Below are 15,477 nucleotides of genomic sequence, written 5' to 3' on the forward strand. Positions count from 1 at the left end.
ATCGCTTCTTTGTAGGAGCAAGCTTGCTCGCGAAGGGCCTGAGAGCGCCGCGTTGAATCAAGTACGCTGCGTTATCGTTAACGATTTTCGCGAGCAAGCTCGCTCCCACAGGTTTCGCTGCTTTGCTCAACCAGTTCCAGGCTGATGTTGTTCTGCACGCTGATCTTGCGGTACAGCTCGGCATCGGTCTCCAGGATTTTTTCCCGGGCCGGGAAGATTTCCTGCAGCTTGGCCGCCCACTCGCCGGCCGCCTGTGCCGGGAAGCAGCGTTCGATCAGTTCCAGCATGATTGAAACCGTCACCGAAGCACCTGGGGAGGCGCCCAGCAGCGCAGCCAGCGAACCGTCCTTGGCCGCGACCAGTTCGGTACCAAATTGCAGCACGCCGCCTTTCTTCGGGTCTTTCTTGATGATCTGCACCCGTTGGCCGGCCACTTCCAGGCGCCAGTCCTCGGCTTTGGCCTCGGGGTAGAAGCGGCGCAGGGATTCCAGGCGCTGCTCCATCGATTGCATCACTTCGCTGACCAGGTACTTGGTCAGGTCCATGTTGTCGCGGGCTACGGCCAGCATCGGGCCGATATTGCCGAGGCGGATCGACATGGGCAGGTCAAGGAACGAGCCGAACTTGAGGAACTTGGTAGTAAAGCCGGCGTATGGACCGAACAGCAGGGATTTCTTGCCCTCCACCACGCGGGTGTCCAGGTGCGGCACCGACATCGGTGGCGAACCCACGGCCGCCTGGCTGTAGACCTTGGCCTGGTGCTGCTTGACCACTTCCGGGTTGTCACAACGCAGCCACTGGCCGCTGACCGGGAAGCCACCAAAACCTTTGCTTTCTTCGATGCCCGAGGCTTGCAGCAGCGGCAGGGCCGCGCCACCGGCGCCGAGGAACACGAACTTGGCGTCGACATGGCGGGTGTTGCCGCTGTTGACGTCCTTGATGCTCACGGTCCAGCTGGCGCCATTGCGCTTGAGGCCGGTGACGCGCTTGCTGTACTTGACCTGGGCATCTGCCGAGCTGCTCAGGTGCGCCAGCAATTGGTTGGTCAGGGCGCCGAAGTTGACGTCGGTACCGTTCATCACACGGGTCGCGGCGACTTTTTCGTCAGCGGGGCGGCCGGGCATCATCAGCGGCATCCACTCGGCCATTTCTGCCCGGTCTTCGGTGTAGTGCATGTCCGAGAACGCGTGGTGTTGGCTGAGTGTCTCAAAGCGCTTCTTGAGGAACGACACGCCTTTTTCGCCCTGCACGAAGCTCAAGTGCGGCACCGGGCTGATAAAGGACTTGGACGAGCCAAAGGTGCCTTTTTTGGTCAGGTACGCCCAGAACTGCTTCGACACCTCGAACTGGGTGTTGATGTGCACGGCTTTCTTGATGTCGATGGAGCCATCGCCAGCCTGCGGGGTGTAGTTCAGCTCACACAGCCCTGCGTGACCGGTACCGGCGTTGTTCCACGGGTTGGAACTCTCCGCGGCACCCGAGTCCATCAGCTCAACGACTTCCAGCTTGAGGCCGGGGTCGAGCTCCTTGAGCAGTACGGCGAGGGTGGCACTCATGATGCCCGCACCTACCAGTACTACGTCGACTGCTTCGTTATGCGCCATTTAACGCGTCTCCAAAATCTGCAGCACCAAATTGACGGCATGGCTGCCAGGAGTGACGGGGCGGTTCACGTAATGCCCCAGGTTACCCATGGCCAGGATCGCCATGTCCGATTCTTCGCAATTTTTTTGCAACTTCAGCGGACGCTGCCGACCAGGCCTTATCTGCATATGAACGCATTTCAGGGGCCCTGTGGCAATTCGACTTATGGTCAAGTACGTCCGATCGTGCAACCAAATCCGTAGCGGACAGGCTTCAAGCTCCGGTTTTTGAGGAGTACTCGGTCCTGTGTGGTTGGGCAGTGCCAGACGTTGATGGTGCTTGTACAAACGCAAAACTATTCATTTGCTCGCCACACTCTTGTGAAGTTGTGAAAACCCGTTTTTTTCACGCTCTTTTGAAGACGTGAACCTCAAAAAAGGGCTGCCCCAGTCTGGCACCTGGCCCGAAATCACTGCCGACACGCGGCATAACGGGCAAACAACTCAAGTGGCCGAGCGCAATGGCAGCTCTGGCAGATTCGGTAAAGGCGCAGGTTTGCAGACAAAACAGCCAGCTCACCAGCTTCACTCGATCTGTGTGGGCGGCTCTCTGTGGGCGGTGCGGGGGAGCTAATACCTGGGCATTAGCGATGCTGCGAGGCCCGATCAGGAGACGTCCTTATAATCGGGGGGAGATTGTAGCGAAGAACTGCGGGGAAATGGACGTGTTTTATGACTTTTATTAGCGCTTCGGTCAGGCGGTCAACGGCAGGCGGTGCGATGACCGTGCGCGGCGCGGGCTGACGCGTGCGCGGGCGGGTAGCGGATGGTGCATCCAGCTCAGGCGGATCTCGTCGACTTCGACCCAACCTTCGCCTACGGGCGGCTGGCTGCATTGCTTGAATGCCTGACAGCGACCTTGCAGGTCGAGCAGGGCAAAGTTGCGATGGGCGGGTGTGCGAGCGAAAAAGCGCCAGAGAAGATTGAGCATGGTCGGCCTCCTGATAATGGTGGCAAGCATGCCAGCCCAGCATGACATATCGGTGACATTGAACCGCGGCAGGCGGGCCTGGGTCCGAGGTTGTAACTGGCGCTAGTTCCAGGCGGTGGCGCGCCGCTATACTGCCGGCCTGTCGGTACCTGAATTCTGGAGAGAAAAGCATGTTGCAACGCCTGTTGTTCGGTTTGATCACTGTGACCAGCTTGACCCTGGTTGGCTGCGCCCACAGCCCGCAGCAACTCAGCCCGCAACCCAAGCTCACCACCCAGTTGGCGCCTGTGGGCCATGGCCAGCCGGTATCGGTGCGTGTCGTTGATGGTCGTCCATCGCCGACCCTGGGCACCCGCGGCGGCCTGTACCCGGAAACCAGCGCTATCACGGTGACCGGCGCCGACGTACTGCCCAAGCTGCAAGCCCAGGCCGAAGCGGCTGTGCGTCTGCTGGGCTTCACCCCGACCAGCAACTCGCCAGGCGCACCGCAGTTGACCGTGACCCTGGCCGAGCTGAAGTACCAGTCGCCCAAGGAAGGCCTGTACGTGACCGAAGCCACCATCGGTGCGACCTTCCGCTCTGATGTGTCGGCCGGCAACCGCCGCTACAGTGGCCGTTACGGTGCATCCCTGGACCAACGCTTCGGCATGGCGCCGAACCAGGAAACCAACACCAAGCTGGTCAGCGACGTGTTGAGTGATGCCCTGACGCGCTTGTTCAAGGATCCAAGCATCGGCCAGATCCTCAGCTCGCAATAATCGCTGGTAAAAAAGCCGGGCCCCGTCACGGGCCCGGCTTTTTTGTGCTTGTGGGCGTCATGCCGCCGTTTCGACATAAAAGTCCAGCACACTCACGCCAGTCAGCAGATCCAGTTCCGGCAGGTCGGCATGTTGATGCCCGCCGAGGGCGCAATACACCAGCCAGTGCCGGTCCTGGACATTGAACGCCAGGCCGCCGACCAGCGCCTCTTGCTCATCGCTTGGGGCGATCAGGTACAGCCGATCCTGGTTCTGCGCGTGCAACATGACAAGCTCCCGGGTGTTCGAAGGGCAACAGAGTGGCTTGTTAAGGTGACGTTCAGGTGACGTTGTAAATTACCCGATACATTGCTCGTCAATGGGGGCAGGGAGCTGCAATGCGCGGGAGAGCGCATCTGGATGGACAATTGTCACACTGGGGTTTGAAATGCCGTTGTCTGCGCTACTGATCAATACCGCTGCACTGCTGATTGCGTGCCCTGGCGCGGGGCTGCTGTTCATCACTCGGCTGCGCGAACAACGCGCAATGGCCAATCTGGCCGCACAGAGCGAAGAACGGGCCATCGACCAGCCGATGTTGTTTCTGGATGTGCGCACCGAGCGCAGTCATCGCCTAGGCTATCGCATTAGCTTTGCCTGTCTTAGCCTGGCGTTGCTGCTGTCCTGGCTCAGTACTCGACTGTAAAAACACCACAAAAGAACTGTGGGAGCGGGCTTGCTCGCGAAAGCGGTGGATCAGTCAAATCTGTACTAACTGATCCACCGCTTTCGCGAGCAAGCCCGCTCCCACATTTAGACGGTAGTTTAAAGGGGGATCCCGGCTTTGACCCGGTACTGATTACGCACTGGCGTCGCATATTGCAGCACCAGATACGGTCGGTGCTCTGCCGGGCAGGCATTCAAACGCCGTTCCCACTCCGCTTTGGCCTTGGCCAGCTCGTCCGCCGGGAATACCTCGGCCGCCGTCGGCACCTGCAGCTGCGGGTCGGCGTCGCTCCACTGTGCATACGCCAGGTAGTGCACTGGAAACAACCGATACCCGCCGAGAATCTGGCGGTCCATTTCGATGGCCAGCAGTTTGGTGTCTTCAAAACGCTCGGTGATGGGCGGCGCAAAGTTGATATGGACCCGGCCCTTGTAGCCGGTGATGCCCAGGGCAATGCTCACGTCATCCTCACCTGGCGCCTTGGTGTAGGTCCCGGTGGTGGCGCGGATATACAGCTCGCGGGCCTTGGCGGCGTCGCACGGGTCGTATTCGTAGCTGATGGACACTGGCGTCAGGTTCAGCGACAGGATGACGTCGGCGAATGGCTCGTCCTTGCGGCTCATATGGAACATCTTGAGGATCGCCGACTCGGTGCGATCATCCCCATCCTTGGCGCGACCTTCGGCCTGGGCGATCCAGATCGACTGGCAGTCGTTGCGGATCGAATGGTTGATGTAGGCCGACAGCAACTGATACGCCGCCATTTTCTCGCGCCGCCCGGTGATGGAGCGGTGCACGATAAAACTCTTGTTCAGGCGCATCAGGTCGCTGACAAACGGCTTCTGCAGCAGGTTGTCACCGATGGCAATACGCGGTGTTGGCAGGCCGGCGTGGTAAACCGCATAGTTGACGAAGGCCGGGTCCATCACGATATCGCGGTGGTTGGCCAGGAACACGTAGGCCGTGCCGGACTTGAGCTGCTCGACCCCGGTATAGGTGACGCCGTCGGTCGCCCGGTCAATGGTGTGGTCGACGTAAAACTCGACTTTGTCCTGCAAGGTGGCGACGGTGGTGACACCGGCGAACTCACGGCGCAGCTTCTGGGCGATCAGCGGCTTGAGCAGCCAGCCAAAGGCGCCGGCAAAGCGCGGGAAGCGAAAGTGGGTCAGGATGTCCAGAAAGGCCTTGTCACTGAACAGCCGGGCCAGCACTGCCGGGACTTCGCTGTCGTTGTAAGGTCGGATGGTATCGAATTCGCCCATCATGCTCTCTTGTTAGAAACGGCTAGGGTAAGTAAAGGTTTGGATCGATAAGTGACAGGGCGAGGTCTGAACAAATGGCATCAAACGAAAAAGCCCTGCAAATAGACCGGCGATTATACGCACAAGTCACCTGGGAGACCGCGATGCTCGAAAGTGCGCTGTACGATTGTCCTTATTGTGGTGAACGGATCGAGACAAGCGTGGATTTGTCCGGCGGTGACCAGAACTATATAGAAGACTGCCAGGTGTGCTGTCGGCCGATCATTTTCGACCTGCAGGTACATGGCGACGAATGGATGCTCGAAGTGCGCAGCGAGAACGAGTAACGGGGGCGGCCATGCAACGAATCTACGAGCCGGAAAACCTGATGGAAGGTGAGTTGTTGCAGCAAATGCTCGCCAGCGAAGGCATCGATGCCCATCTGGTGGGGCGCCATCTGCTCGGTGGCACGGGTGAGCTGCCGATTTTCGGCCTGTTGGGCCTGGAGGTGGAGAACGACCAGGCCACCTACGCCCGCGAGCTGATTACTGCGTATATCGGTGCGCAACCATTGCCCGGCGACGAACCCGACAGCTACCCCGACGTACTGGTCTGTTAGGCTGTCGACCGGTTTACCCAAGAGTCGTGTTGCCCCATGTGTGGACGTTATGCCCTGTTTCGCTGGAATCCCGCCTTTGCTGCCTTGCCGGGTTTCCCGGCGGATCAACAGGCCCAGTGGAATATTTCCCCCAATGATTCGGTGCTGATCCAGCGCGCCACTGACGGCCAGCGCACCCTGGCGCGGGCCCGTTGGGGGCTGACGCCGCCGTGGTTGACCGATCTGTCCCGCACCCCGGCCCACGCCCGCGCCGAAACCCTGGCCGAACAGCCGATGTTTCGCGAGGCCTTTCGCCTGCGCCGTTGCCTGCTGCCGGCCAATGGCTTTTATGAATGGCGCGGCACCCAGCGCAAGCGCCCGTACTGGTTGACGCCGGGGGAGGGTTCGACCCTGTTTTTTGCGGCGATCTGGGAGGCCTACCCGGTGCAGGAGCAGGTATGGCTGAGCGCGGCGGTAGTTACCCAGGCGGCGCAGAGCCAGCGCCGGCCGTTGATTCTGGATGCGGCAGGGCAGGAGGCCTGGCTGGATCCCGAGACGCCGTTGCATGTGTTGCAGGGATTGCTGGCCGGTGAGCCCACCGCGTTGCGCGAGCGGGTGCTGGCTAATATGGTCAATGATCCCAAGCTCAATGGGCCGGAATGCCTTACTCCGGGGTGAGCCTCAAGGTTGTGGAGGGATTTACTGCCGCCATCGCTGGCAAGCCAGCTCCCACATTTGAATGTATTCACACATCACATGTGGGAGCTGGCTTGCCAGCGATGAGGCCCTAAAGACCACTAAAGCCTTCAGACCTTGAACTGATTGATCAACCGCCGCTGCTGCTCCGCCAACTGGGTCAGCCCCGCGCTCGCGGCACTGGACTCATCGGCACCGCCTGCCACTTCGTTGGCCACCTGGCCGATATTGATCACATTCCGGTTGATGTCCTCGGCCACCGCGCTCTGTTCTTCCGCTGCACTGGCAATCTGCGTGTTCATATCATTGATCACCGATACGGCCTGGGTGATGGTCTCCAGAGCCTGGGCGGCCTTGGCGGCATGGTGCACGCTTTCATCGGTGCGCTGCTGGCTGTCTTCCATGACCCGCACCACGTCCCGCGTGCCTTGCTGCAATTGCTGGATCATGGTCTGGATTTCTTCGGTGGCTTTCTGGAATTTCTGCGCCAGGTTGCGCACTTCATCGGCTACTACCGCAAACCCCCGGCCCTGCTCGCCAGCCCGGGCGGCTTCGATTGCGGCGTTGAGGGCCAGCAGGTTGGTCTGCTCGGCAATGCCGCGGATGGCAATCAGGATGGCATTGATGTTTTCGCTGTCCTTGGCCAGGGCCTGGACCACGCCCACCGCCTTGCCGATCTCCAAGGCCAGGGCGCCGATGGATGTGGAGGTGTCGCGCACAATCTGCATGCCCTGGCTCGCGGCCTGGTCCGCGTGGGTGGCAGCCTGGGCGGCCTGGGTGGCATTGCGCGCCACGTCCTGGGCGGTGGCAGTCATTTCGTGCACAGCAGTGGCGACCTGGTCGATCTCGACCATCTGTTTGTGCACGCCCTGGTTGGTGCGGATGGCGATATCGGCGGTGTGCTCCGAGGAGTCGCTGACCTTCTGCACCGAACTGACCACCTGGGTAATCATGCCCTGCAACTTGATCAGGAAGGTGTTGAAGCCCGCCGCAATCGCGCCCAGTTCATCGGCGCGGTCACTGGTCAGGCGGCGCGTCAGGTCGCCTTCGCCCTGGGCGATGTCATTGAGCATCGCCACCATTTGCTTGAGCGGCCGGGCAATGCCGTGGCCCACCAGCCAGATCACCAGCAGGCCGATGCCGGCAATCAACAGGCCGACCATGGTCATGCCGAAAATATCGGTTTTGCGTTGGGCCTCGAGGTCGCCTTGCAGGGTGTGCAGGTCGGCCATGACCGCGCCCAGGGGCAGTTGCAGCATCAGGGTCCAGCGCGCATCGGTCTGGCCGATGTTAAAGGGCAGGAACAACTCGATATGCCCGTTGGCCTGGTCGATGTCGTAGCGCACTTCACCGGTTTTCAGTTGGCCGAGGTTATCCAGTTCATTTTTGTCGAGCAGGTCGCTGGCCTTTTCCCCCAGCTTGCTAGGGTCCTGGGTGTAGGCCACCAGGCGGCCGTTGTTGGAAATCAGTGCCATTTCACCGGCGCCGTTGTAAAGCTTCTGGTCGGCAGCGGTGAGCATTTCCTGGATGAAATTCACCGACAGATCGGCGCCGACGATGCCCTGGAACGCGCCGTCGACCATGATCGGTTCGATAAACGAGGCCAGCATCACCGTGGTGTTGCCCACACGATAGGGGGCCGGGTCGATGGCGCAGGGCTTCTGGGTTTCCTTGGAACAGAGGTAGTACTCGCTGGCGCGAATGCCGGTGGAGAGGATTTTCTGGTCAGTCAGGTCGGCGAGTTTTTCCAGGCCCAGGCTGCCGTCCTGGTTGCGGAACCACCAGGGCATGAAGCGCCCGTTGCTGGGTTCTACGCCAACGACGGTGGAGTTCAGGTAATGGGCGTCATTGTGGTCGATGGCATTGGGTTCCCAGGCGATATAGGAACCGAGGATTTTCGGGTTGCGCACCACGGTTTCGTGCAGCAGGTTGATCAGTTGTTCACGACTGACCTGCAGCGGGGCGGCGCCGCTAGCGTCTTTCATGCCCATCAGCGCATTGGTGGTGGCCAGGCCTTTGGCGGTCACCAGTGGTGCTTCCAGTTCGCGCTGGATAAGGGTGGCCTGGGTTTGCGCCAATGCCGTAAGACGTTGTTCGATGACTTGCTCAAATTGCGCCTGGGTACGTTGCTGCACCATTTCCTGGGTCCGTGCGCCGGCGAACAGCGCGTACAGCACCAGGGCCGCCACGACGCTCAGGACAATGGCTCCGGCCAATGCCGCGACAGAAAACTGAATCGACTTGAATTTCATGATGGCTCCGGGCGCTGGGGGCATGATCTGCCTTTTTTATATCGGCCACAGGCCCGGCAGACATGAGGCGCTGCCCTGCAAAAGAATCAGGAATGTCGCTTATAGAATGGTCATGGGCGTGGGGGGAGTCTGAAATTAGCGGTTAAGCGTCCGGTGTATCTAGCGCCGATACAGAGGAGGGCCTACGATACGCGCCATGTTTTCAGGGAGAATGTGCATGAAAAAATATTTGGCGGTAACGGCATTGAGCGCAGCCCTGCTGCTCGCCGGTTGCCAGTCGGTCAACACCACCAGCGGCGGTGCCGTGGGTGTGGAGCGCAAGCAGTACATGTTCAGCATGCTGTCGAGCCAGGAAGTCGACCAGATGTACGCGCAGTCGTACCAACAGACCCTGGGCGAAGCCAGTGGCAAGGGCTTGGTGGACAAGACCAGCGCCAACGCCAAGCGCGTGCAGGCCATTGCCAAGCGGCTGATCGCCCAGGCCCCCACCTTCCGCCCGGATGCGGCGCAGTGGAAGTGGGAAGTGAACCTGATCAAGAGCGACGAGATGAACGCCAACTGCGGGCCTGGCGGCAAGATCTTTGTCTACAGTGGGCTGATCGACACGCTCAAGTTGACCGACGATGAATTGGCCGCGGTCATGGGCCATGAAATTGCCCACGCCCTGCGTGAACATGGCCGTGAAGCCATGTCCAAGGCCTATGGCATCGAGATGGCCAAGCAAGGCGCCGGCGCATTGCTGGGCCTGGGCCAGGACAGCATGGCGCTGGCCGACACCGTGGCCAACTACGGCATGACCTTGCCCAACAGCCGCAGCAATGAAAACGAAGCCGACCTGATTGGCCTGGAACTGTCGGCCCGCGCCGGTTACAACCCGAACGCCGCGATCACGCTGTGGAACAAGATGGCCAAGGCCTCGGAAGGCGCACCGCCTGAATTCATGAGCACCCACCCGGCCTCCAGCAGCCGGATCGCTTCTCTGCAGGCGGCGATTCCCAAGGTGATGCCGCTTTACCAACAGGCCAAGAAGTCCTGATAGCTCGGACTGTGTGAAACGCCAAGTGTGGGGGCTGGCTTGCCTGCGATAGCGGTGTATCAGTTACATATTTATCAACTGAGCCACTGTTATCGCGGGCAAGCCCGCTCCCACATCAGATCCAACCGCTGCTTTGCATGGCCTTGTACACCGCCACCAGCGCCAGGATGAAGAACGCCGAGGCCGCCAGGCGCCGAATCAGGGTCAATGGCAGTTTCTCTGCCGCGAAATTCCCCGCCAGAACCACCGGCACGTTGGCAATCAGCATCCCTAAGGTGGTGCCGATAATCACCAGCCACAACTCCGGATATTGCGCCGCCAGCATTACTGTGGCGATCTGCGTCTTGTCACCGATTTCCGCGATAAAGAACGCAATCAGTGTGGTCAGGAACGGCCCGAACTTGCGTGAGGTGCTGGCCTCGTCATCGTCGAGTTTGTCCGGCACCAGGGTCCACAAGGCCGTGGCGCAGAAGCTCGCGGCGAGGATCCAGTGCAGCACCGCGTCCGAGAAGAAACTGCCAAACCAGGCGCCCACGGCACCGGCGGCGGCGTGGTTGGCCAGGGTCGCGGCGATGATGCCGGCGATGATCGGCCAGGGTTTGCGAAAGCGTGCGGCAAGAATGAGCGCGAGCAACTGCGTCTTGTCGCCGATTTCGGCCAAGGCAACGATTGCGGTAGGAACGAGAAGTGAATCCAGCATCAGGTAGGTTTCCAGGGGCGGGTCGACACGGCTATGACACGTACAGCCTTCCCGCCCCGGGTAAGGTGTGCGTGTCATAGGTCTTGTCAAACCCCGGTCCGTCTGTGCGGACTCCTGGGTCGCATACGCCATGGTCTGCTGACCAAGTATGTTGACGTATGCCGGACGAGCATGTTGCTCGTGGGAGACTACTCCCCTAGGACGGAGCGGATTCTGCCTTGGCAAAATCCATTCGGCAAGCCTTCTTTTTCAAACGCCCGTCAGCCGCGCTTGGCGCGGTAGATGCGAAAACCCTGGCCCTCAGCCTTGACTGCGCAGACGCCCAGATGCTCTTCGATCAGCGGTTGATACTTCAGGAAGCTATTGGCGACTAGCCGAAGTTCGCCGCCGTTTTTCAGATGTTGGCGTGCTTTTCGCAGCAGGTTTTCCGTTGCGAAATAGTCCGTATGCACCCCGACATGGAACGGCGGGTTGCTCAGAATCGCATCCAGGCCCATGGGCGCGGCGTCGATGCCATCGCCGGTCAGCACGTCGCCTTCCAGGCCATTGGCCTCCAGGGTCAGGCGACTGCTGGCGGTGGCGAAGGCGTCCACATCAAGCAGCGTCACGGTGTTGTGCGGGTAGCGCCGCTTGACCGCCGCGCCCAGCACGCCGGCGCCACAGCCGAAGTCCAGCAGATGACCGCTGGGCAGTTTGTCCAGGTGTTCCAGCAACAGTGCGGTGCCGCGATCCAGGCGGCCATGGCTGAACACGCCCGGCAGGCTGACGACCTTGAGCGGGCCGTCGGCCAGTGGCACTTCAAAGACTTGGGCCAGGCTCGCCAGTTCGGGGGCTGGCGGGGCGTCGGCCACGGTAGCCAGCCACAGTTGGCAGTGCCGCGCATTGTCGAGCTTGCGTGGTTTGCCAAAGGCGTTCAGTTGCTTGGCGGCGCTTTCGATGCCGCCGCGTTTTTCGCCTACCAGGTACAGCTCGGCGCCCGGCAGACGGGCGGCCACGGCCTTGAGGATGTAATCAGCCAGGTCCTTGGACTTGGGCAGGAACACCACCGCCGTATCGAATGCGCGATCCGGCACATTCACCCCGAAATGGCTGCGCTCGGCAAACCGTGCATCCAGCGCCGCCTGGTCGCCGGCATGCCAGCACCAGCCATGGGCATTGGGCAGCCGCCCCAGCAGGTCGTCGGCGGGCAGGCCGGCCAGCAACACGTTGCCTTGAAAAAATTCGGCCTGACGAAGCAGTACTTCACTGCGCGGATCCATGGTCTGCTCCCTGAAAAAGGAGCGCAGTTTATCAACTGACGACGCGCTGCGGTGCGCCGCTGAAAAAGCCTCGGGCGTTTTCGGTCAATTGGCCGACGATCCGTTGCCGCGCCTCGCGACTGCCCCAGGCACTGTGGGGGGTGATGATCAGCCGCGGGATGTCGCCGGCCAGCAGTGGGTTGCCGGTGGTCGGCGGTTCGACGCTCAGCACATCGGTGGCCGCGCCGCCCAGATGACCGCCGCGCAACGCATCGGCCAAGGCTTGTTCATCGATCAGGCCACCGCGTGCAGTGTTGACCACAAACGCGCCCGGCTTGAGCAGCGCCAACTCGCGGGCACCGATAAAGTGACGCGTGTGTTCATTGAGCGGGCAATGCAGGGTCAGGGCGTCGACTTGCGGCAGCAGTTCGTCCAGTGGTACCCGATCTGCACGGGCCGGGCGGCCAGGAATGGCTCCCAGCACCACGCGCATACCAAAGGCTTCGGCCAGGCGCGCGACGGCGCCGCCCAGTTCGCCGTGGCCGAGCAAACCCAGGGTTTTACCTTCCAGTTCGACAATCGGGTAATCCAGCAGGCAGAACTGCTTGGCTTGCTGCCACAGGCCGGCGTCGACGTCTTTTTGATAGTCCTTCAGGCGTGTGGCGAGGTTGAGCAGCAGCATGATCGTATGTTGCGCCACCGAAGGTGTGCCGTAGCCCTGGCAGTTACTTACGGTAATACCCTGGGCACGGGCGGCGGCCAGGTCGACGTTGTTGGTGCCGGTGGCGGCGATCAGGATCAGCTTCAGGTCGGGGCAGGCGGCCAGGGTCTGGGCGTTGAGCAGGATCTTGTTACTGATCGCTACCTGGGCACCTTGCAGGCGCTCGACCACCTGGTCCGCCGAGGTCTGCTCGCACAGCTGCAAGTCGCTGAAAACTTCCCGCAACTCGCTGAGGTCAAGGTCCCCCTGGTCCAGGGAAGGGTGATCAAGGAAGACGGCGCGGCGATTGTTCGTCATCAACTGTACCTTTTGCGACAGGGTTCGAAGGCGTAATCTGCCGAGCCTACCAGATGAAATAATCAGTTACTTCTTGGAGTGTGCATGTACCTCACCGAGTTTTTGACCGTGGCGTTGATTCACCTGCTGGCCGTGGCCAGTCCCGGGCCGGACTTTGCCGTGGTGGTACGCGAGAGCGTGACCCATGGCCGGCGCGCGGGTACCTGGACGGCGCTGGGCGTCGGCTCGGCGATTTTCCTGCATGTCGGCTACTCGCTGCTCGGTATTGGCTTGATCGTGTCCCAGTCCATCGTGCTGTTCAACGCCCTGAAATGGGCGGCAGCGGCCTACCTGCTGTACATAGGCTTCAAGGCCCTGCGTGCGCAACCGGCCAAGCCTGCCAGTGAAGAAGACTTGCACCGCGAAGTGGGCGAGCGCACTGCCCGCGGCGCCTTTACCTCGGGCTTTGTGACCAATGGCCTGAACCCCAAGGCCACGCTGTTTTTCCTGTCGCTGTTCACCGTGGTGATCAACCCCCACACGCCGCTGGCAATCCAGGCCGGTTATGGCCTGTACCTGGCCGTGGCCACCGCCCTGTGGTTTTGCATGGTGGCAATGCTGTTCAGCCAACAACGCGTGCGCGCCGGCTTTGCGCGCATGGGCCATTGGTTTGACCGGAGCATGGGCGCAGTGCTGATTGCTATCGGTGTAAAAGTGGCCCTCACTGAGCGCTAGGCGCGTCATCGGCTGAATGAATGCTGGCGCAAAGCTAGCATTCATCCCGCTCTGCAAATCATTCCTTCGGCTGATTTGGCCGGCGTGCAAGGTCTCTACAGTGCAAATCCTTTAGCCAAGACCGTGCAGTCATAAAAAGGGATTCGTATGTTGCAGACTCGTGTTATCCCGCCCGCAGAAGGCGCCTACCAATACCCGCTGTTGATCAAGCGCCTGTTGATGTCGGGTGCCCGCTACGAGAAAACCCGGGAAATCGTCTACCGCGACAAGCTGCGCTACACCTACCCGACCCTGATCGAACGTGTCGCCCGCCTGGCCAACGTGCTGACCGCAGCCGGGGTCAAGGCCGGTGATACCGTGGCCGTGATGGACTGGGACAGCCACCGTTACCTGGAGTGCATGTTCGCCATCCCGATGATTGGCGCGGTGATCCACACCATTAACGTGCGCCTGTCGCCGGAGCAGATCCTCTACACGATGAACCACGCGGAAGACCGCTTTGTGCTGGTCAACAGTGAGTTCGTCGGGCTGTACCAGGCCATTGCCGGGCAGTTGACCACGGTCGACAAGACCTTGCTGTTGACCGATGGCGACGAGAAAACCGCCGACCTGCCCAACCTGGTGGGTGAGTACGAAACCCTGTTGGCCGCCGCCAGTCCTCAATACACCTTCGAGGACTTCGACGAGCATTCGGTGGCCACCACCTTCTACACCACCGGCACCACCGGTAACCCCAAGGGTGTGTATTTCACCCATCGTCAGCTGGTGCTGCACACCATCGGCGTGGCGACCATCATGGGCAGCGTCGACAGCGTGCGCCTGCTCGGCACCAACGACGTGTACATGCCGATTACGCCGATGTTCCATGTGCACGCCTGGGGCTTGCCCTATGTGGCGACCATGCTCGGCCTGAAGCAGGTCTACCCGGGCCGCTACGACCCGGAATACCTGGTGGAGTTGTGGCGCAAGGAAAAGGTCACGTTCTCCCACTGCGTGCCGACCATCCTGCAGATGGTGCTTAACGCCAAGGCCGCCCAAGGCGTGGATTTTGGCGGCTGGAAAATCGTGATTGGTGGCAGCGCACTCAATCGTTCGTTGTATGAGGCGGCCAAGGCCCGTGGCATCCAGTTGACCGCAGCCTATGGCATGTCCGAGACCGGGCCGCTGGTGTCCTGTGCCCATCTCAATGAAGAACTGATGGCCGGCAGCGAAGACGAGCGCACGACCTATCGGATCAAGGCCGGTGTGCCCGGGCCGTTGGTGGAAGCTGCGATCATCGACGGGGCTGGCAACTTCCTGCCGGCCGATGGCGAGTCCCAGGGCGAACTGGTGCTGCGTGCGCCGTGGCTCAGCGAAGGCTATTTCAACGAGCCGCAGAAGGGCGCCGAGCTCTGGGAAGGCGGCTGGATGCACACGGGCGACGTGGCCACCCTGGATGCCTTTGGTGTGATCGATATTCGTGATCGCATCAAGGACGTGATCAAGACTGGCGGCGAGTGGATTTCGTCCCTGGCCCTCGAAGACCTGGTCAGCCGTCACCCGGCGGTACGCGAAGTAGCGGTGGTGGGGATTGCCGACCCGCAGTGGGGCGAGCGCCCGTTTGCGCTGTTGGTGGTCCGTGAAGGCCACGGGATTGGCGCCCGTGAACTCAAGGAACACCTCAAGCCGTATGTCGAGCAGGGCCACTTGAGCAAGTGGGCAATCCCCAGTCAGATTGCCATTGTTACGGAAATTCCCAAGACCAGCGTCGGCAAGCTGGACAAGAAGCGTATCCGTATCGACATCGTCGAATGGCAGGCCAATAACAGCACCTTCCTCTCCACGCTCTGACCCTTTGCGCCGTGCCCGTTCGGGCACGGCAATGCTCTATCACAAGCCTTCGCCTTGTCATTTCCCAGATTTGAGCCATCCTCTCTCGCGTCAGCCTTCGCTGACATGGCGAAAGG

The 15,477-nt window shown here is 60.9% G+C and carries 16 protein-coding genes, 1 pseudogene and 1 riboswitch; of the genes and pseudogenes, 8 read left to right on the plus strand and 9 right to left on the minus strand.

Going from position 1 to position 15,477, the window contains the following annotated elements; translation table 11 throughout:
- Positions 1 to 77: 77 nt before the first annotated feature.
- Complete coding sequence (mqo, locus tag HKK57_RS14675) at positions 78 to 1,604, minus strand: malate dehydrogenase (quinone) (RefSeq protein ID WP_169390337.1); 1,527 nt, start codon at positions 1,602 to 1,604, stop codon at positions 78 to 80.
- A gap of 733 nt (positions 1,605 to 2,337) precedes the next feature.
- On the minus strand, positions 2,338 to 2,574 hold the full coding sequence (locus HKK57_RS14680; protein ID WP_169390338.1) for a hypothetical protein: 237 nt from the start codon (positions 2,572 to 2,574) through the stop codon (positions 2,338 to 2,340).
- A 170-nt stretch (positions 2,575 to 2,744) separates the two neighbouring features.
- Here HKK57_RS14680 and HKK57_RS14685 point away from each other — a divergent pair, with 170 nt between their 5' ends.
- Complete coding sequence (locus tag HKK57_RS14685; protein ID WP_029291738.1) at positions 2,745 to 3,332, plus strand: YajG family lipoprotein; 588 nt, start codon at positions 2,745 to 2,747, stop codon at positions 3,330 to 3,332.
- Between the two features lie 57 nt (positions 3,333 to 3,389).
- Here the strand turns inward: HKK57_RS14685 and HKK57_RS14690 are convergent, their stop codons facing one another.
- Complete coding sequence (locus HKK57_RS14690; RefSeq protein ID WP_008434269.1) at positions 3,390 to 3,599, minus strand: hypothetical protein; 210 nt, start codon at positions 3,597 to 3,599, stop codon at positions 3,390 to 3,392.
- A gap of 160 nt (positions 3,600 to 3,759) precedes the next feature.
- On the opposite strand from HKK57_RS14690, the gene HKK57_RS14695 reads away from it, so the two are divergent.
- A complete protein-coding gene (locus HKK57_RS14695) occupies positions 3,760 to 4,017 on the plus strand; it encodes a hypothetical protein (RefSeq protein WP_029291734.1) in 258 nt (85 codons plus the stop codon).
- Positions 4,018 to 4,136: 119 nt separating this feature from the next.
- Here the strand turns inward: HKK57_RS14695 and HKK57_RS14700 are convergent, their stop codons facing one another.
- Entirely contained in the window at positions 4,137 to 5,300 is a 1,164-nt protein-coding gene (locus tag HKK57_RS14700; protein WP_029297779.1) for a 1-acyl-sn-glycerol-3-phosphate acyltransferase, read from the minus strand.
- Between the two features lie 143 nt (positions 5,301 to 5,443).
- Here HKK57_RS14700 and HKK57_RS14705 point away from each other — a divergent pair, with 143 nt between their 5' ends.
- Genes HKK57_RS14705 through HKK57_RS14715 form a run of 3 tightly spaced genes read left to right on the plus strand, consistent with a single transcriptional unit; the run spans position 5,444 to position 6,555 of the window.
- Positions 5,444 to 5,626 (plus strand): CPXCG motif-containing cysteine-rich protein, encoded by a 183-nt coding sequence (locus tag HKK57_RS14705; protein WP_029297780.1) that lies wholly within the window; start codon positions 5,444 to 5,446, stop codon positions 5,624 to 5,626.
- A gap of 11 nt (positions 5,627 to 5,637) precedes the next feature.
- Positions 5,638 to 5,898 (plus strand): putative signal transducing protein, encoded by a 261-nt coding sequence (locus HKK57_RS14710; protein WP_029297781.1) that lies wholly within the window; start codon positions 5,638 to 5,640, stop codon positions 5,896 to 5,898.
- A 36-nt stretch (positions 5,899 to 5,934) separates the two neighbouring features.
- Positions 5,935 to 6,555, plus strand: coding sequence for an SOS response-associated peptidase (locus HKK57_RS14715; protein ID WP_070994094.1), 621 nt, complete (start codon positions 5,935 to 5,937; stop codon positions 6,553 to 6,555).
- A 128-nt stretch (positions 6,556 to 6,683) separates the two neighbouring features.
- Here HKK57_RS14715 and HKK57_RS27320 read toward each other — a convergent pair whose 3' ends face one another.
- Both HKK57_RS27320 and HKK57_RS27325 read right to left on the minus strand, forming a co-directional pair.
- Positions 6,684 to 7,526 carry a methyl-accepting chemotaxis protein gene (locus HKK57_RS27320; protein WP_442962267.1) on the minus strand — a complete coding sequence of 281 codons (843 nt, stop codon included), beginning with the start codon at positions 7,524 to 7,526 and terminating at the stop codon, positions 6,684 to 6,686.
- A gap of 15 nt (positions 7,527 to 7,541) precedes the next feature.
- A pseudogene (locus HKK57_RS27325) lies at positions 7,542 to 8,849 on the minus strand (HAMP domain-containing protein); the annotation flags it as partial.
- Between the two features lie 193 nt (positions 8,850 to 9,042).
- Here HKK57_RS27325 and HKK57_RS14725 point away from each other — a divergent pair.
- Positions 9,043 to 9,861 carry a M48 family metallopeptidase gene (locus HKK57_RS14725; protein WP_029297787.1) on the plus strand — a complete coding sequence of 273 codons (819 nt, stop codon included), beginning with the start codon at positions 9,043 to 9,045 and terminating at the stop codon, positions 9,859 to 9,861.
- 115 nt (positions 9,862 to 9,976) lie between these two features.
- Here HKK57_RS14725 and HKK57_RS14730 read toward each other — a convergent pair whose 3' ends face one another.
- The 3 genes from HKK57_RS14730 to HKK57_RS14740 form a co-directional block, all read right to left on the minus strand.
- The gene (locus HKK57_RS14730; RefSeq protein ID WP_029297789.1) at positions 9,977 to 10,561 is read right to left on the minus strand and encodes a TMEM165/GDT1 family protein; all 585 of its coding nucleotides are present in this window, start codon (positions 10,559 to 10,561) and stop codon (positions 9,977 to 9,979) included.
- Between the two features lie 88 nt (positions 10,562 to 10,649).
- Positions 10,650 to 10,771: riboswitch (yybP-ykoY riboswitch) on the minus strand.
- 50 nt (positions 10,772 to 10,821) lie between these two features.
- Entirely contained in the window at positions 10,822 to 11,820 is a 999-nt protein-coding gene (locus tag HKK57_RS14735; RefSeq protein ID WP_169390340.1) for a class I SAM-dependent methyltransferase, read from the minus strand.
- Between the two features lie 31 nt (positions 11,821 to 11,851).
- A complete protein-coding gene (locus tag HKK57_RS14740) occupies positions 11,852 to 12,817 on the minus strand; it encodes a 2-hydroxyacid dehydrogenase (protein WP_029297792.1) in 966 nt (321 codons plus the stop codon).
- A gap of 84 nt (positions 12,818 to 12,901) precedes the next feature.
- On the opposite strand from HKK57_RS14740, the gene HKK57_RS14745 reads away from it, so the two are divergent.
- Both HKK57_RS14745 and HKK57_RS14750 read left to right on the plus strand, forming a co-directional pair.
- Complete coding sequence (locus tag HKK57_RS14745; protein ID WP_029297794.1) at positions 12,902 to 13,531, plus strand: LysE family translocator; 630 nt, start codon at positions 12,902 to 12,904, stop codon at positions 13,529 to 13,531.
- A 147-nt stretch (positions 13,532 to 13,678) separates the two neighbouring features.
- The gene (locus HKK57_RS14750) at positions 13,679 to 15,361 is read left to right on the plus strand and encodes a fatty acid--CoA ligase (RefSeq protein WP_092238228.1); all 1,683 of its coding nucleotides are present in this window, start codon (positions 13,679 to 13,681) and stop codon (positions 15,359 to 15,361) included.
- The last annotated feature ends 116 nt before the right edge of the window (positions 15,362 to 15,477 follow it).

The organism is Pseudomonas sp. ADAK21 (assembly GCF_012935735.1).
Lineage (GTDB): Bacteria > Pseudomonadota > Gammaproteobacteria > Pseudomonadales > Pseudomonadaceae > Aquipseudomonas > Aquipseudomonas proteolytica.

Coding starts and splice junctions, on each gene's coding strand:
- HKK57_RS14695 (WP_029291734.1), top strand. CDS start 3,760: ATGCCGTTGTCTGCGCTACTGATCAATACCGCTGCACTGCTGATTGCG.
- HKK57_RS14690 (WP_008434269.1), bottom strand. CDS start 3,599: ATGTTGCACGCGCAGAACCAGGATCGGCTGTACCTGATCGCCCCAAGC.
- HKK57_RS14735 (WP_169390340.1), bottom strand. CDS start 11,820: ATGGATCCGCGCAGTGAAGTACTGCTTCGTCAGGCCGAATTTTTTCAA.
- HKK57_RS27320 (WP_442962267.1), bottom strand. CDS start 7,526: ATGATTACCCAGGTGGTCAGTTCGGTGCAGAAGGTCAGCGACTCCTCG.
- HKK57_RS14705 (WP_029297780.1), top strand. CDS start 5,444: ATGCTCGAAAGTGCGCTGTACGATTGTCCTTATTGTGGTGAACGGATC.
- HKK57_RS14680 (WP_169390338.1), bottom strand. CDS start 2,574: ATGCTCAATCTTCTCTGGCGCTTTTTCGCTCGCACACCCGCCCATCGC.
- HKK57_RS14750 (WP_092238228.1), top strand. CDS start 13,679: ATGTTGCAGACTCGTGTTATCCCGCCCGCAGAAGGCGCCTACCAATAC.
- HKK57_RS14685 (WP_029291738.1), top strand. CDS start 2,745: ATGTTGCAACGCCTGTTGTTCGGTTTGATCACTGTGACCAGCTTGACC.
- HKK57_RS14715 (WP_070994094.1), top strand. CDS start 5,935: ATGTGTGGACGTTATGCCCTGTTTCGCTGGAATCCCGCCTTTGCTGCC.
- HKK57_RS14725 (WP_029297787.1), top strand. CDS start 9,043: ATGAAAAAATATTTGGCGGTAACGGCATTGAGCGCAGCCCTGCTGCTC.
- HKK57_RS14710 (WP_029297781.1), top strand. CDS start 5,638: ATGCAACGAATCTACGAGCCGGAAAACCTGATGGAAGGTGAGTTGTTG.
- HKK57_RS14740 (WP_029297792.1), bottom strand. CDS start 12,817: ATGACGAACAATCGCCGCGCCGTCTTCCTTGATCACCCTTCCCTGGAC.
- mqo (WP_169390337.1), bottom strand. CDS start 1,604: ATGGCGCATAACGAAGCAGTCGACGTAGTACTGGTAGGTGCGGGCATC.
- HKK57_RS14700 (WP_029297779.1), bottom strand. CDS start 5,300: ATGGGCGAATTCGATACCATCCGACCTTACAACGACAGCGAAGTCCCG.
- HKK57_RS14730 (WP_029297789.1), bottom strand. CDS start 10,561: ATGCTGGATTCACTTCTCGTTCCTACCGCAATCGTTGCCTTGGCCGAA.
- HKK57_RS14745 (WP_029297794.1), top strand. CDS start 12,902: ATGTACCTCACCGAGTTTTTGACCGTGGCGTTGATTCACCTGCTGGCC.